Origin of the sequence: Turicibacter sp. GALT-G1 (assembly GCF_025594995.1) — a bacterium.
Classification (GTDB): Bacteria; Bacillota_I; Bacilli_A; order MOL361; family Turicibacteraceae; genus Turicibacter; species Turicibacter bilis.
Genome location: NZ_JAMQUS010000044.1, coordinates 41,768 through 57,163 on the forward strand (window position 1 = coordinate 41,768; position 15,396 = coordinate 57,163).

General features: G+C 32.7%; 18 protein-coding genes. 2 read left to right on the forward strand and 16 right to left on the reverse strand.

Annotated features, from left to right (window positions below; all coding sequences use genetic code 11):
- Positions 1-186 precede the first annotated feature (186 nt).
- Complete coding sequence (locus NEH74_RS08005; protein WP_055242020.1) at positions 187-1,488, reverse strand: pyrimidine-nucleoside phosphorylase; 1,302 nt, start codon at positions 1,486-1,488, stop codon at positions 187-189.
- A 170-nt stretch (positions 1,489-1,658) separates the two neighbouring features.
- On the opposite strand from NEH74_RS08005, the gene NEH74_RS08010 reads away from it, so the two are divergent.
- Positions 1,659-1,943: a hypothetical protein gene (locus NEH74_RS08010; protein ID WP_055242018.1), complete on the forward strand. Its 285-nt coding sequence runs from the start codon at positions 1,659-1,661 to the stop codon at positions 1,941-1,943.
- A gap of 205 nt (positions 1,944-2,148) precedes the next feature.
- On the forward strand, positions 2,149-2,604 hold the full coding sequence (gene tnpA, locus NEH74_RS08015) for an IS200/IS605 family transposase (RefSeq protein ID WP_262941260.1): 456 nt from the start codon (positions 2,149-2,151) through the stop codon (positions 2,602-2,604).
- Between the two features lie 217 nt (positions 2,605-2,821).
- Here the strand turns inward: tnpA and NEH74_RS08020 are convergent, their stop codons facing one another.
- The 15 genes from NEH74_RS08020 to NEH74_RS08090 all read right to left on the reverse strand — a co-directional run bounded on the left by NEH74_RS08020 (position 2,822) and on the right by NEH74_RS08090 (position 15,342).
- Positions 2,822-3,019 (reverse strand): hypothetical protein, encoded by a 198-nt coding sequence (locus NEH74_RS08020; protein ID WP_055242016.1) that lies wholly within the window; start codon positions 3,017-3,019, stop codon positions 2,822-2,824.
- A 14-nt stretch (positions 3,020-3,033) separates the two neighbouring features.
- On the reverse strand, positions 3,034-3,258 hold the full coding sequence (locus NEH74_RS08025) for a hypothetical protein (protein WP_055242015.1): 225 nt from the start codon (positions 3,256-3,258) through the stop codon (positions 3,034-3,036).
- A 121-nt stretch (positions 3,259-3,379) separates the two neighbouring features.
- Positions 3,380-4,099 carry a lysophospholipid acyltransferase family protein gene (locus tag NEH74_RS08030; RefSeq protein ID WP_055242013.1) on the reverse strand — a complete coding sequence of 240 codons (720 nt, stop codon included), beginning with the start codon at positions 4,097-4,099 and terminating at the stop codon, positions 3,380-3,382.
- A gap of 1 nt (position 4,100) precedes the next feature.
- On the reverse strand, positions 4,101-4,577 hold the full coding sequence (locus NEH74_RS08035) for a dihydrofolate reductase (protein WP_055242010.1): 477 nt from the start codon (positions 4,575-4,577) through the stop codon (positions 4,101-4,103).
- Between the two features lie 76 nt (positions 4,578-4,653).
- Positions 4,654-5,460, reverse strand: coding sequence for a class I SAM-dependent methyltransferase (locus NEH74_RS08040; protein WP_237257998.1), 807 nt, complete (start codon positions 5,458-5,460; stop codon positions 4,654-4,656).
- A 144-nt stretch (positions 5,461-5,604) separates the two neighbouring features.
- Positions 5,605-5,988, reverse strand: coding sequence for a single-stranded DNA-binding protein (locus NEH74_RS08045; protein WP_055274769.1), 384 nt, complete (start codon positions 5,986-5,988; stop codon positions 5,605-5,607).
- 427 nt (positions 5,989-6,415) lie between these two features.
- A complete protein-coding gene (yfmH, locus tag NEH74_RS08050; protein ID WP_068758901.1) occupies positions 6,416-7,705 on the reverse strand; it encodes an EF-P 5-aminopentanol modification-associated protein YfmH in 1,290 nt (429 codons plus the stop codon).
- Entirely contained in the window at positions 7,705-8,979 is a 1,275-nt protein-coding gene (gene yfmF / locus NEH74_RS08055) for an EF-P 5-aminopentanol modification-associated protein YfmF (protein ID WP_055274767.1), read from the reverse strand. Before yfmF ends, yfmH begins: the two co-directional genes overlap by 1 nt.
- A gap of 97 nt (positions 8,980-9,076) precedes the next feature.
- The gene (locus NEH74_RS08060) at positions 9,077-9,793 is read right to left on the reverse strand and encodes a CAP domain-containing protein (RefSeq protein WP_147614362.1); all 717 of its coding nucleotides are present in this window, start codon (positions 9,791-9,793) and stop codon (positions 9,077-9,079) included.
- 165 nt (positions 9,794-9,958) lie between these two features.
- Complete coding sequence (gene deoD / locus NEH74_RS08065) at positions 9,959-10,669, reverse strand: purine-nucleoside phosphorylase (RefSeq protein WP_055242000.1); 711 nt, start codon at positions 10,667-10,669, stop codon at positions 9,959-9,961.
- Between the two features lie 28 nt (positions 10,670-10,697).
- Entirely contained in the window at positions 10,698-11,360 is a 663-nt protein-coding gene (gene deoC, locus NEH74_RS08070; RefSeq protein WP_055241998.1) for a deoxyribose-phosphate aldolase, read from the reverse strand.
- 313 nt (positions 11,361-11,673) lie between these two features.
- Positions 11,674-12,750, reverse strand: a complete 1,077-nt coding sequence (locus NEH74_RS08075) for an AI-2E family transporter (RefSeq protein ID WP_055274765.1) — start codon at positions 12,748-12,750, stop codon at positions 11,674-11,676.
- A 116-nt stretch (positions 12,751-12,866) separates the two neighbouring features.
- Entirely contained in the window at positions 12,867-13,925 is a 1,059-nt protein-coding gene (locus tag NEH74_RS08080) for an RnfABCDGE type electron transport complex subunit D (RefSeq protein WP_055305463.1), read from the reverse strand.
- 114 nt (positions 13,926-14,039) lie between these two features.
- Positions 14,040-14,555 (reverse strand): peptide-methionine (S)-S-oxide reductase MsrA, encoded by a 516-nt coding sequence (gene msrA, locus NEH74_RS08085; RefSeq protein WP_055274764.1) that lies wholly within the window; start codon positions 14,553-14,555, stop codon positions 14,040-14,042.
- A gap of 25 nt (positions 14,556-14,580) precedes the next feature.
- On the reverse strand, positions 14,581-15,342 hold the full coding sequence (locus NEH74_RS08090) for a ThiF family adenylyltransferase (RefSeq protein ID WP_055305462.1): 762 nt from the start codon (positions 15,340-15,342) through the stop codon (positions 14,581-14,583).
- Positions 15,343-15,396: the final 54 nt, after the last annotated feature.

The window sequence follows — 15,396 nt, forward strand, 5'->3', positions numbered from 1 at the left end:
TTTGTAACTTATGAAGAGATTAGCGGATAAAATAGAAAAACGAGGAACACTCACTCAATTTGTTTAAGTCCGTTGAATAACTGAATTAAATAGAAAAAGGAGTCGATAAGCTTTCGACTCCTTTAAAACGAGATGAAAAAAACAAAAATAAACACACCTATTTTGTCAAACTAAAATTAGATTAACCTAGGCAATAATATCATAAATTAAAGTAGGTGAACAAACTGAAGATGAAGAAATCTCATAAGCTTTTTTAATGTATTCAATAGCTTCTTGGGAATCTGCTTGATTTGTATGAACATAAGCTAAGACATCACCTTGATTGATGGCTTCCCCAACTTTTTTATTTAATACTACACCAACACCCATATCAATGGTATCTTCTTTTGTCGCACGACCTGCTCCTAATTTCATAGCAGCAATTCCAATTGACAATGCGTCAATCTTCTCAACATATCCAGCTTCTGTTGCAGTGACTGGGATAACAGAAGACGCCGTTGGTAATAATTCAGGATTTTCAATTTGAGAAGTATCTCCACCTTGTGCCGCAACAAACTCTTTAAACTTTTGTAAAGCTTCACCATTTTGTAATTTTTCTTTTAGTTGCGCATAAGCTTGCTCAGTATTAGCAGCTTTTTTGGCTAACACAACCATGTGACTGGCTAATTGTAAAACAAGCTCTTCTAAGTCTTTAGGACCATTTCCACTTAAGGTCTCAATCGCCTCTTTAACTTCAAGGGCATTTCCAATGGCAAATCCTAATGGTTGATTCATATCTGTTAAAAAGGCAACTGTTTCACGACCTGCATCACGTCCAATTTCAACCATTGCAGTGGCTAATTCTTTTGCATCATCTAATGTTTTCATGAAGGCCCCTGCTCCAAACTTAACATCTAAGACAATCGCATCTGCACCCGCTGCAATTTTCTTACTCATAATTGAAGAAGCAATTAAAGGAATTGACTCAACAGTTCCAGTTACATCACGAAGAGCATATAAATATTTATCAGCTGGGGCTAAATTTCCTGTTTGACCAATAATCGCTAACTTAATATCATTGACTTGCTGAATAAACTGATCCATCTCAATTTCAATTTTCATTCCTGAGATTGATTCAAGTTTATCAAGTGTCCCACCAGTATGACCTAAACCACGACCACTCATTTTCGCAACAGGTACGCCCATTGATGCAACAAGAGGACCTAAGATTAAAGACGTTTTATCTCCAACACCTCCTGTTGAATGTTTATCAACTTTAACTCCTTCAATAGCTGATAAATCAACAACATCTCCACTATTAACCATTGCTTGAGTTAATGCTAAACGTTCTGCTTTCGTCATATCATTAAAAACAATAGCCATTAATAAAGCTGACATCTGATAATCCGGAATCTCTTTGTTTGTATATCCATTAATAATCCATTCAATTTCAGCGGTTGTTAACTCAATATTATGTCTCTTCTTAGAAATTAAATCTACCATTCTCATTATTATCACCTATTTCTTTACACAGAATAAAATCCCCTTAAATTATACCCTAAAGTTATTCCTCTTGAAACTGCTTCAATAAAATATATGCTAAAAAATTTGTTTTATTGAATACTTAGACTGGCTCGTGGAAAAATAGAAATATAACCTTAACAAACTGAGGTGAAAACATGTTTCGACAACACAAAATTTTATGCGAAAATAAAGAAACAGTCATCTATCTTTTTCTTTATGATCAACAAATTGATTTAGATACGATGAAAAATATCTTCTCTCAAATTTCAAATATGACCCTTGAATCACGAATTATTGACTACTTCAACCAACATAATATTAAATGTCTTGGAAATCATGTGAGAATCGTCTATCAGTCAACCATTGTTAAAGATTTATTCATCAATCAACATCGTAAGCCAAGATCTTACGCCACAAATGTAGTAAGTCTTTATCGATAAACGAACATATCTTCCATTTAGAAGTGATAATCGAGCGATTATCACTTTTTATTAAAGGCTTTAGCCTGTTGAGCTCGCGAAGCGTGCGAAACATAAAACCACCTGCTATGCGGGTGGGAAATAAGGGTTATACCACTAAAAAATCACCTTTCTTCCTATAATAGAGTTGTTCAGGCTACTATTTTAGAAGAGAAAGGTGATTTTTATGGCCAATAAGGCAAATAGTTTATCTCACACAAAGTGGATGTGTAAGTATCACATTGTGTTTACTCCTAAGTATAGACGAAAAATAATTTATAATCAATATAAAACCAGTATAAGAGATATATTAAAACAATTATGTGCCTACAAAGGAGTAGAAATAATAGAAGGACATCTGATGCCAGATCATGTCCATATGTTAGTAAGTATCCCACCAAAAATGAGTGTCTCAAGTTTCATGGGATATTTGAAGGGGAAAAGTGCATTGATGATTTTTGATAAACATGCAAATTTAAAATATAAATTTGGAAATAGACACTTTTGGGCCGAAGGATATTACGTAAGTACAGTTGGATTAAATGAAGCAACGATTAAGAAATATAGACAGGAACAAGAAAGCCATGATATAGCCATGGATAAATTAAGTGTAAAAGAATATGAAGACCCTTTTAAAGGGTAGCTAGCCATACGAAAACTCCTTTAGTAGTAAGCAAAAGCGGCAAAGGCAAGTAGCTTGAACAAAGTGAAAGCTAGCGCCTTGAGACGCTAGCCGGTAACAAGGGCTTATAGCCCTAGTGAAAACCACCCGTTTGACGGGTGGTTTTTATTTTCAACTCCAGTAAGCGTTTTACTTCGTCTTAAGGAACAAAAACTGTAAAGGTATTTCCTTCACAGTTTTATTTTTTACTATTCTTTTTTTCTTCATCTGATGTCATAGATAAATCATTAAATATCAATTCTGACCCAAATTCATTTCCATATTCAAATGGAGTTAATAAATTTCCAAACATGCAGCGATTTATCTCATTTTGCCAAGCGTGAGAAAAAGCACTCGGATAATCCTGATTACTTTGAACAGAACGATTTTTTTTCATGTCGATGACTCCTTTTATAACAAAATAGTTGTCAAAATCACTAAGATTAAGATAATGATTAAGTAAATTAAGACAGCTCTTGCAAAATTACGCTTGTTAACATTAATCTTTCGACTAAAGCTCAAGTAAAGAAAGGCAATTAAATTGATGACTGGAATCATTCCAAGTAAGATAAGAAAAAGCCATTCTTCTATTTTAACCACTGCTTGCAATGACTCCTTCTCTTGTCGAGGTTCCACGATTTTTATATCCTCCATCATAAAAGATATTTATATTTTTTGAATAAAACATTTTTTTATACCTATTTATGTATTTTTCTGACAAAAAAAGACTGTTTTGAAAATCAAAACAGTCTTTTTTTTATGCCTTCATTGGCTCTTTAATAATTACTTCAACTTGTTCACAAATTTCATTCGTCGACAATGATTCATATGCTTCGTATGGAATTGGATCATGAATTTCCATATTAATTACTGTACGACGTGGCCAACGTTTAGATACTTCATAACTATTATAAATGGTTACTGGCACAATATCCGCCTTTGCTTTTTGAGCTAATTTAAAACTTCCTGCTTTAAAACTACCAACTTCAGCCTGAACCATACGTGTCCCTTCAGGGAAAATAACCATTAAATGTCCTTCCTTAACACTTTTCGCCGCTGCAGAAATGACTCTAACTGATTGTCTAACATCTGTACGATCCATGAATTGACATTGAATTAAACGCATTGAATCACTTAATAAGAAAATATTATCTAACTCTTTTTTCGCGACATAGCCATGTGGTTTTTTAATCGCTTTTAACATTGCGACAATATCTATATTACTTTGGTGATTTGCATAAATAACTCCATGCTTAACTTGGTCTAACTTTTCTAATCCTTTAGCATTCACTTTTACATTAAATAGTACTGGAATCGCCCATGAAACAACCCAACTAATAAATGAAAAACGCTCCTGTGCAGAATATTTTTCATCTTTTAATTGTTGAACACGAGCGTTCACACATAAAACAACAATAATAGCTAACACAATAATAACTAATAAAATTCCTAATACAATCCATAAAAATTTTAACAACTTAACTCATCCTTTCATAAACAGCAAATCGTAATTCACCACTTAAGTACTCTTTCATACACACCCATTCGTTCCAATCAATCGTTGGAAAATAGGTATCTCCTTCAAATACTTGATCAATATGTGTGATATATAAGCGATCAGCATAAGGTAATATCTGTTCATAAACCGAACGTCCCCCAATGATAAATAACTCTTTTTCTTTTGGATAATTCTGTATTATCGTTTTCCAATTCGCAAGTACCGTTACCTCTTCATAATCATAGTTCGTTGTAGTTGTTAAAACATAATGATGTCGATTTGGTAACGGCTTATTTTGATACGATAAAATGGATTCAAACGTTTGACGTCCCATCAGGATATCATGCCCCATCGTTGTTTGCTTAAAATAAGCAAGGTCTTCTTTATAATGCCAAGGCAATCGATTTTTTGACCCAATCAATTGATGACGGTCAAAGGCAACAATCAATGAAATCATAATGTTCTTTCCTCACTCATTCAATCTTATTGACTTCTACGTTCCGAACAGTATAAACGATGCACACTTAATGAACCTATTTGTAAGATTTTTCAATAACTCCATAGAAGAAATGACGTTTTTGATTTTGACGATCTATTTGAAAACCAAGCTTCCCTAGCTGATGATTCCCATAACTCGATTTAACAACGACACGCTCTTTAGCTACCCTTAATGCCTCTTGAACATGTTCTTCCGTCATCACATCATATGATACAATTGGCTTAATTATTTTAATACCATGTGAACTTTCTACTGATTGATTAAACATAAAATCAAAGTAAACAACATCCACTGACTCATCTGGACATTGTTTTAAATAATCCAAATTATCAGTATTAATAATGGATACTTGATCAATTATTGCTTTCCACTCCAGCTTTTCATTAGTGGCATAATACTGTAATCCTTCCCTTACTAAAACAGATAGAGGGAAGCTTTTCTCAAGTGAGATCACTTTCCCAGTAGGTCCAACAATATAATTTGCAACTAATGTATCAGAAGCTAATCCCAACGTGCAATCTAAAAAAGTCATTCCTTCTTTAAGCTGACAAGCCGTCATTAAACTATCCGATTGCCCATTCTTAATTTGCTTAATTCGATGCATCGCCATATTCGGATGAAAGAAGACTTCCTCTTGTCCCTGTTCATAATAACTTAGTCCACGTTGGTTATTCACAACAAAAATATGAGGATCGACATGCTCAAGTAGATATTTAACGGTTTTTTTATTTCGTGCCATATATGGAACTTGCAAAGATTCAGACAACTCTTTCGCCTTTATAATCAATTCTTCTGTTTCATCAAATGCTGTTGTAATAATCATCATGTCACCGCTTTTCATTAAACTCTATCTTAATATTTTGACAGATAATGCTTTGAAGTTCAAGCCGTTTTAAATAACTTCTTTTTATGTTTTTCAAACTAACTTACTTTTATAAAAAAAGCCGCTACTACATTAGTAACGACTTTTTTAGCTTCATTTAATTTACATAGCTATTTCTTCAATTTGTACTTCCTGATTCTCTAATTCGCTTCTTTGATCACCAGTTCGAGTCTGGATAAATGATACTTTTTCTGCAACCACCTCTACTGCACGTAATGATTTATGATTAGGAATTTCATATGTTTTATGAACCAAACGTCCTTTAACACCGATGATAGCACCTTTACCACAATATTCAACGACGCTCTTAGCAATCCCTTCCCATAACGTAATATTGATGAAGTCAGTGTCATATTCACCACTGGCTGCATTTTTAAAGGAACGCGTTACGGCCAGTGTAACAGTCGAAACTTTTTTCCCTTCTTGAGTTTGAATCAATTCAGGTTGGCGTACAACACGCCCAACTAACACAACATTATTTAACATATCAATAATCTCCTTTAACTTCTTTATTTGTGCGCACTTATCTATATATACGCTCATCTTTTATAACTTCCTTTTATATTTTTTCTTTTTTCAAAAGAAAACGTGTTCATGTAAGTTTTCATAACTGAACACAGAAAGGACACATTATTTTGTCGAATTTTGATATAATTTCAAATGTATTCATGAACACCCCCCCCGTTCATGCAATACATTCCTTTCATTATTGTTTTTCATTCCATTTTTAATTTTTTACATCCCCTCATCAAACAAACGTATTGGGTTATGAACTTAGCAAACTTTTTTCGCTAAGTACCAATGCAACCTTATACTATTCCCCTCTCGGAGAACTGGTGCCCCCCACCAGTTCTCCTTTTTTATTTTCTTCATTATAGCTATAAAGAAAAGCTCCCCAAAAGGGAGCTTTTCTTTATGCTTGTTTAGGTAAAAGTTTAAAGATACTCATACGATCTTCAACAAAGTAATCTTTTGCTAATTGTTGTAAATCTTCAATTCTTAATTCATCTAAAATATCTAGAATTGAGAATAATTGAACTCCATTAAATGCATACTGAGTAAATTGGTTTGCAATAAATTCAACCGAGTTTAATGCTGATAAGAAACGTCCAACCTTTTTATTCTTAATACGTGTGAATTCAGTTTCATCAAATGTCATCGTTGGAATTGTTAATAATTTTTCTTTAATACTGTGTGCTAACTCATCAGGATAACGTGTATCTCCACCAACAATTGAGAAGCCAAATGATAATTCACAATTTGTTTCATATGAGAACGTATCATTAATATAGCCTTTATCTAACATCTCTTCATAGTACGTTGATGAGCTACCAAATATTAAATCAAAAATAATGTCTAAGGCCACTTCCTTTTTAAGCAAATCTTTACCATCTTGATCCGCACTTGCATCTTTAACTCCAACAAAAACTTTTGCTGTTCCAACTTCCATTTCTAACGTACTTTCCGGACGAACAGCTTGAGGCTCTTCTTTTGGATATTCACGTGGAATTGGCTCTTCTTTTTTATAATCTTTTTTCGCTTGATTTTCACGGACTAATGCCATCATCTCTTCAACATCGAAATCTCCAATCACAAATAATAACATATTTGATGGATGATAAAACGTATTATAACATTCGTATAATAATTCTGCTGTAATCGGTTGAATCGATTCGACTGTTCCAGCAATATCAATTTTTACTGGATGTTCTTTAAATAGATTTCCAATAATTTCGTAGTAAGCACGGAAATCTGGATTATCATCATACATCTTAATTTCCTGCGCAATAATCCCTTTTTCTTTTTCCACGGTTTGTTCTGTGAAATAAGGAGATTGTACGAAATCAATTAATGTTGTTAAGTTTTCTTTTAAGTCACTCGTACAAGAGAATAAATAGCATGTTCTTGTAAACGATGTGAAAGCATTAGATGAGGCACTATGTGCAGAGAATTTTTCAAACACATCATAATCTTCTTTTTCAAACATTTTGTGCTCTAAAAAGTGCGCAATCCCATCGGGAACTAATTTCATCTCACTTTGCCCAATTGGAACAAAATGATTATCAATTGATCCATACTTTGTTGTAAAGGTTGCAAATGACTTATTGAAACCTCGTTTAGGTAACATATATACTTCTAAACCATTCTCTAATTGTTCATAATATAACTTTTCTTGTAGTTGAGGGAATTCTTTAAACTCCATTACTCAGTCACCTCTTTCCCTGTTAAGAAGAAGATTGTATCTTCTTTAATCTTTTTAGCAACTGAAACAATTTGTTCAGCTGTCACTGAATTCACTTGGTTTACCCATTCTTCTACTGTTAATGGAGTTGGTAATAATTTATTTAAAGCTTCATGCGCCATCATTCCTGAAGCTTGATCCATTGATTCTAATTTTGAATTAATTAATGACTTCTTAGCTAAATCAATTTCTTTATCTGTAAAATTACCTGCCACCATATCTTTTAGTTGCTCATCAATAATTTTAAGGGCTTTTTCATAGTTTTGAGACTCAATTCCAGAGTAAACATACATCACACCTTTATAGTTATCTAAGCGAGATGCGCAGTAATAACATAATGATGCTTTTTCACGAACATTCATAAAGAGTTTAGAGTGTGCGTATCCTCCGAACATACCATTGAATACAAGTAATGGTAAATAATCTTCATCACCAATACGGGTATGGGTACGATATCCGATGTTTAATTTCCCTTGTGAAATATCTTGTTCTTCTTTAACGACCTTCACTTCTTCGATTTCTTTATCTTGATGATCAACGACTTGTAAATTTACTGAACGGTGCGCAAAATCGAAGTGATTTTTAAAGATTTCATAAACTTTATCATGATCAATATCTCCGACCACTGTAATATTCACTTGATTTTCATTTAACATCTGTTCATATGTTTCCATTAATGTTTGACCATTAATTTGTTCTAAATCATCCACATAACCAATTGAATTAATACTGAAAGTTTCACCTTCACACATATTTTCAACAAGCTTTTGTAAGGCGTATGATACTTTATCATCATAAATCGATTCAATGTATTCTTTTAATAAACGCTTTTCTATTTCAACCACTTGTTCTTTGAAACCACCATCAATCACTAATGGTTTTAAAATCACGTCTTTTAAAAGCTCAACCCCTTCTTCAAGCAACGGTTCACGATTTCCTAAGAACTTTTCATTCGCTAATGAAAGATAGAACTTAATATTATGGGTTTGCCCACGTTTTTCAACTGTTGTCGATAAAGAGGCTCCATATAAAGATTCTAAATACGTGTTAATTTCTTTTTTAGACGGATATTTTTCTGTTGCTGAACGTAAAACATAAGGAAGTAAAGAACGTTTCGTTACTGTTTCACGATTAATTTCAGATTGAAATGAAACTGAAATTAAATTTGTCTTAAATTTATCCGTTTTAATTGTTGTTAAGGAATAACCTAAATCATCAAATTGACGAACTTCCATAAAGTCACCACCTATTTTCTATTTACTATCTTTTTTTGTGCACCTTCATTATAGGTTATTTTAAGGATTAAATCAAAAAAATTCCATATTTTTTCGTTTAATCCGTTAAATGTTGGGTGACATAATATGTTCGTACACCCTCTTGTTCAATTCCATAAACCCCAATACCCATTTTTGTAAACTGTTCATTCGTCATATTAGCATAATGAGTTGGTGATTGCTTCCAAGCTTCAAAAATTTCTGGGGCAACTAGTAATGGACTTTGAGATTTGAAAATATTTTCACCACTTATCTGACAGGATATTTGATAGGTTTCTACCAGACTGGCGAATGTTAAATGTCCTTCATGACTAAAGTAATTATACTTAGCCATATCCTCCGATTTTAAACGCGCAGTTGTTGTTAATGACTCAGACTGTTCAACTGCCTCAAGCCCAAGTTGAAGGCGTAAATCATTGACTAGCTCAATCACCTCTTGTTCAATTGTAGTATCATAAAATCCTATCACATCATCTGTTGCTTCATTTTTATCAGGTATAGGTGGCTTTTCAGGAGTCGTTTCTTCAACTATTTTATGATCAGTCTCTTGATTTTGATCACTTGGCTTTTCAGGCTTTAAAAAAGTTCCATCCATTATGTGATTTGAAGATGACTGATTTTCATTGGAATGATTGATGATGATTGGTTTTTTGGCTTCAAATGTAAAAATTACTTTATCTAATAAAGCTAACGTTGTTGATGACGTATTAGTCTGACATGCCCCTAGTAAAAGGACACAAATCATAAAATAAATTCTTATGACCTTTTTAAACAAACTCCTTCACATCCTTTTTAATCCACCATTACTTTATTTAATATCAGTTAGAACTATAATTTTATACACATTTTAACGATACATTCATGCGAAATCATCAATCCTTGCTACTTATTGAAGATAAAAAAAGAACAGCCAAAACTGGTTGTTCTTTTGAAAGAAAAATTATGCTAATTCTAATGCAATCTCCATCATTTGAGTAAATGTATTTTGACGCTCTTCTGCAGATGTTACTTCATGTGTTACTAATGAATCTGAAACCGTTAAGATACATAAGGCATTAACTCCAGCGTAAGCTGCATTCATGTATAAAGCAGCAGCTTCCATTTCAATTCCCATAACTCCCATTGCAGACCATTTTTTCCATGAATCCTTTTGAGCATCATAGAATGTATCTGAAGATAAAATGTTACCTACTTTAACTTCAATTCCTTTTTCATTCGCAACATTCACTGCTTTATTTAATAGATCCCAAGAAGCAATTGGTGCGTATGTTCCTGGTAATTCATATTGTGCAGCGTAATTTGAGTTTGTACAAGCACCCATTCCAATAATAACGTCACGGATTTTAACATCTTCGCGAATTGATCCACAAGATCCAATACGAATTAAGTTTTTCACTCCGTAGAAGTGGATTAATTCATAAGAATAAATTCCGATTGAGGGAATCCCCATTCCTGAACCCATAACAGAGATTTTTTTCCCTTTATATGTTCCAGTATATCCGAACATATTACGTACTGTATTAAATTGAACAACATCTTCTAAAAATGTGTCCGCGATAAATTTCGCACGTAATGGATCTCCTGGTAATAAAACTGTTTCTGCGATAACACCTTGTTCAGAACATCCAATGTGTGGTGTTGGAATTGCCATAAACTTCACTCCTCTAATTAATGATATTTTAGTATGCTGTTGTGTTTTCTTTTCCTTGTACTAAAGCAACTCCGCCTGAAGTTCCGATACGGTTAGCTCCAGCTTCAAGCATCGCTTTCATATCTTCAGATGTACGAACTCCACCTGATGCTTTAACACCTACTGTTTCACCAACAGTTTGACGCATTAAGCGAACATCTTCAACTGTTGCTCCACCTGTAGAGAATCCTGTTGATGTTTTAACAAAGTGAGCTCCAGCTTTAACAGACATTTCACAAGCTTTGACTTTTTCTTCATCTGTTAACAAGCAAGTTTCAATGATTACTTTAACTAATGTTCCATTAGCAGCATCAACAACTGCTTTAATATCTTCATATACTAATTCCCAATTACCATCTTTAGCAGCACCTACATTGATAACCATATCAATTTCAGTTGCACCGGCTTCAATTGCACATTTTGTTTCAAATGCTTTAACTTCTTTCATTGTTGCTCCTAAAGGGAATCCGATTACTGTACAAACTTTTACATCTGTTCCTTGTAATTCATCTGCACATAAAGAAACCCAAGTTGGATTAACACAAACTGAAGCGAAATCATGTTCTTTGGCTTCTTGACATAATGTTAAGATTTGTGCTTTTGTCGTTTCTGGTTTTAAAACTGTATGATCGATATACTTACTTGCTTTCATATGGAGCCTCCTAATGACTATAAAATACCGCTATATAAGTCTTTATTATTATAGCTGAAGTCTTAAAGGTTATAGCGAAAAACAAAAAAATAGCCTTTTCATTTTTAGTTAATCCTTTTAACTCAACATAAAAATTTAAACAATTATTGGGACTATATAACAACTCGTTATTAATTCTACCAAAAACCTATTTATTTTAAAACATTTTTTCAAGAGATAATTGTACTTTTTGAAAGTTTTATGTCGTTTTTTACGTATCACTTACTTATAAAAAATAACCCTTACATCCTTCATTATCCTCTCTTTTATTTTATTAACTTTTTAAATTATGAATATATCGAGTAACCGTACGAATCACTAAAAAGACTGGAATCGCAAAAAATACTCCCTTTAGACCAAAAAAACTTCCTGAAAGCATCATTAAAATCATAATAAACAAAGGATGAATATCTAAATTACGTCCAATAATAAATGGCTGTAGAAAATTTCCTTCAACTGCTTGTAAAATAGCAAGAATAATAATGACAAGAATAACCTTATTCCAGGAAATAGAGAGCGCAAAAATAATCACAGGAATGGCACCAATAAAGGGTCCAATAAAAGGAATAAAATCAGTTAAACCAATTAAAAATCCGAAAAGTAAAGCATAATCAATTCCAGCAAACATTAATAAAATGGTCGCAATTAATGAGACACAAACCATAATAAGTGCTAGCCCACGAATATAAGAACCTAACGAATCATCTAATAAGCTAGACAAAGAAGCAACATGTGATCGATATCGTTTCGGAACTAACTTTAATAACCCATTCAAAATTTTTTCATAATCTTTCAAAAAATAAAACAACGCAATTGGAACAATAACAATAAACATTAATGACCCGACAATTGAAAAAATTAAGTTAAAAGTAAAACCAGTCACTTCACGAATATGCTCTGTTAACGTACTGACCCACGTATTATATTCACTAAAAAATATCTCACTTAAATTTAAACCCATTCGTTCATCAAAGATTAGTAATTGATTTTGAATAGCTGTTAAATAAATGGGTAAATTTAAAATCAAATCATGAATTTCTCTAATAATGGTTGGTAAAAACCACGAAATAATTCCATATAAACTTCCAAATACAACGACATAAAATAAAAACACCGAAATTACTCGGGGTAAACGAATTCGATCAATCCACAAAATAAGCGGATGAATAATATAAGCCAGTAAAAATGCAACAAAAAATGGAAATAAACTTCCCCAAATTTCACTCCAAATCCTTCCCCAAACGGGTGATGTTTGAATAAATAAAAATAAGATCACTAAACTGACTAAACAGGCAATGGCATAAAGCAAATAACGAATCATCCGACTATGTTTATTAAAAAATTCATCCATCTCTAACACCTCATTATCTCAACTAATTGCTACTATTGTCTTTATATTATAAGTGTGTAGAATATGATTATGCTTATTTTAGATATAAAAAAAGTCCTAACAAAGATTAGGACCCACTATGCAATTAAAAGTTGTTTTCGATAAATAACTTTTTTGATAAAATCAACCCCCAATGTGACAAGTTGCACCAGCATAACCACTAAATATGGCGCAAAGATAAAATGAATAAAGTAACTTAATAAGGCTGAGAAAATGCCACAAATAATAATATAAGCATATTTAAACATTAAATGTCTATCTAAAACAACAATATCTGGTAAAATAAAAATTCCTGTTATTAACACCGAACCATTTAATAAGAACAAAATCGTTAACCAATTCGGTTGTTGAAAAATAACACCTAGCAAAATACTTACTAATCCGTAAACACCTAAATAAAGAAACGATACTTTATAATCAATGACTTGACGCTTCACTAAAAATAAGGCACTTAGTAATAAAGGAATAATGAGTGTAAAGCATAGACTGCCCTCAAAGATTCCAAAGATTACTGTTTGTAACGAGTAATATTCTGAAATAAAACCATCGAAGGACAATGGATGAAGCGCATTTGTTACTACCATATAGGGGGCTGATAGCATCGGGGGAAGTTCAGTTAATCCTAAATTATAATTAGTCATTTTAATTCCAAGTACTCCAATAAAATAACCAATTAATGCAGGATGAAGATGATAAAACGTGTGACCCTTTTTTGTATTTTGTGAAAAAATAGTCATGACCATAATTGCCATACAAAAAACAGAAATAGGGGCATCTAATGAAAACATCAAAATTAATAACGTGCTAAATAAAAATGTTGGACGCTTCAAAGGAAAAAATATTCCTTCTTTCACTGTGTGTGGATTCGTCCCAACAATAAATGAAACTAATAGATCAATCAAGTAAGCGTAGCCTAAAATCAATCCTAATTTGATAACATGAACCTTGAAAATTTCAAATGCTATGCTTTGTCCTAAATGACCAATCGTTGAATAATATCCAAATTCAACGAATAATCCCAACTGAATTAAGACAAACGTCACTAATAAAAAATGTTTGACTTGACGTTCTCCATAAATTCGTCTAGCATGATACTCCTTTGCCTTTTGTTTAATCACTTCTTTAATTCGCTTCATTTTCGAATGGACTCACTCCCTCTTTTGAAATAATTCTATTCTAACATGAGAACTTGATTTTTTGTTAAATGAAATAACTTTAATTTAAAAAGATTAGCTCATAGCTAATCTTTTTTATTTTGATCGATACTCTTCTTTTAAATCTTCTTCTGGAATTCGATATAAATTGACATGACAATAACCTGTTGGATTTTTAGTTAAATAATCTTGATGATATTCCTCTGCATCATAAAAAGCTGTCTGCTTTTTAACTTCAACAACAATTTCATCTTCATACTTCAATTGTTCTTGATTAATAAATAATCGAATCACTTCTGCGTCTGCCTCATCTTCATAATATACACCCGTCCGATACTGTGTTCCTATATCTCCACCTTGTTTATTTAAAGAGGTCGGGTCGATGATGCAAAATAAATGTTCTAAAATTCGTTCTAATGAAATGATCGTTTCATCATAAAAAATCTCACAAGCCTCAACATGATGCGTTTTTCCTGTGCAAACTTCTTTATAGGTTGGATCTGCCGTTAGACCATCCGTATACCCAACTTTTGTTTTAATAATCCCTTTGATACGTTTAAAGTATGCTTCAACTCCCCAGAAGCATCCTCCAGCTAAAACAATTTGTTTCATATTTTCTCACATTCCTTCATACTTATTAGTGCTCTTTACGACGAATTGGAATTGACTTCGTTAATTCACGAACCACATAACTTGCTGCAATTAATCCGGCCACACTTGGAACAAAAGCATTTGAAGCGGGTGGTAGTTGCTGTTTACGAACTTCACTATCTTCTTTTCCAACAACCTTTAACGTATCTTCTCGTCCAATGATTGGACTTTCTGTTGAATAGATAACTGGAACTTTTCCACTCACTTTTTCTTTCTTCAGCTTTGTACGAATTACCTTCGCTACTGGATCATAAGACGTTTGGTGAATGTCTGCAATCTCAAATTTTGTAGGATCTAGTTTATTGGCTGCCCCCATTGATGAAATAAATTTAATTTTACGACGTAGACATTGTTTAATTAAATGAATTTTAAATGTAATCGTATCTGAAGCATCAACAACAAAATCAATCTGATGTTCGAATAATCTTGGAGCAGTTTCTTCATTATAGAACATATGCATTTGAATAACATTACAATTTGGATTAATCTCTGCAATACGCTCTGCCATAACTTCTACCTTAGAACGACCAACTGTTTTTAATGTCGCATGAATTTGACGATTAACATTCGTAATATCAACGACATCTTTATCAATTAAAATTAATGTTCCAACGCCCGTACGTGCTAATGCTTCAGCAGCGAATGACCCAACACCTCCAATACCTAAAATAGCAACTGTACTATTCTTTAAGATTTCTGTTCCTTCTGGTCCATAGACTAATTCATTTCTAGAAAATTGATGTAACATATCTTTGAAGCTCCTTACTCTTTCTATTTAAAAGTTATAAACTGATTATACCTT

Coding starts and splice junctions, on each gene's coding strand:
- NEH74_RS08005 (WP_055242020.1), bottom strand. CDS start 1,488: ATGAGAATGGTAGATTTAATTTCTAAGAAGAGACATAATATTGAGTTA.
- NEH74_RS08010 (WP_055242018.1), top strand. CDS start 1,659: ATGTTTCGACAACACAAAATTTTATGCGAAAATAAAGAAACAGTCATC.
- tnpA (WP_262941260.1), top strand. CDS start 2,149: ATGGCCAATAAGGCAAATAGTTTATCTCACACAAAGTGGATGTGTAAG.
- NEH74_RS08020 (WP_055242016.1), bottom strand. CDS start 3,019: ATGAAAAAAAATCGTTCTGTTCAAAGTAATCAGGATTATCCGAGTGCT.
- NEH74_RS08035 (WP_055242010.1), bottom strand. CDS start 4,577: ATGATTTCATTGATTGTTGCCTTTGACCGTCATCAATTGATTGGGTCA.
- NEH74_RS08040 (WP_237257998.1), bottom strand. CDS start 5,460: ATGAAAAGCGGTGACATGATGATTATTACAACAGCATTTGATGAAACA.
- NEH74_RS08045 (WP_055274769.1), bottom strand. CDS start 5,988: ATGTTAAATAATGTTGTGTTAGTTGGGCGTGTTGTACGCCAACCTGAA.
- yfmH (WP_068758901.1), bottom strand. CDS start 7,705: ATGGAGTTTAAAGAATTCCCTCAACTACAAGAAAAGTTATATTATGAA.
- yfmF (WP_055274767.1), bottom strand. CDS start 8,979: ATGGAAGTTCGTCAATTTGATGATTTAGGTTATTCCTTAACAACAATT.
- deoD (WP_055242000.1), bottom strand. CDS start 10,669: ATGGCAATTCCAACACCACACATTGGATGTTCTGAACAAGGTGTTATC.
- deoC (WP_055241998.1), bottom strand. CDS start 11,360: ATGAAAGCAAGTAAGTATATCGATCATACAGTTTTAAAACCAGAAACG.
- NEH74_RS08075 (WP_055274765.1), bottom strand. CDS start 12,750: ATGGATGAATTTTTTAATAAACATAGTCGGATGATTCGTTATTTGCTT.
- NEH74_RS08080 (WP_055305463.1), bottom strand. CDS start 13,925: ATGAAGCGAATTAAAGAAGTGATTAAACAAAAGGCAAAGGAGTATCAT.
- msrA (WP_055274764.1), bottom strand. CDS start 14,555: ATGAAACAAATTGTTTTAGCTGGAGGATGCTTCTGGGGAGTTGAAGCA.
- NEH74_RS08090 (WP_055305462.1), bottom strand. CDS start 15,342: ATGTTACATCAATTTTCTAGAAATGAATTAGTCTATGGACCAGAAGGA.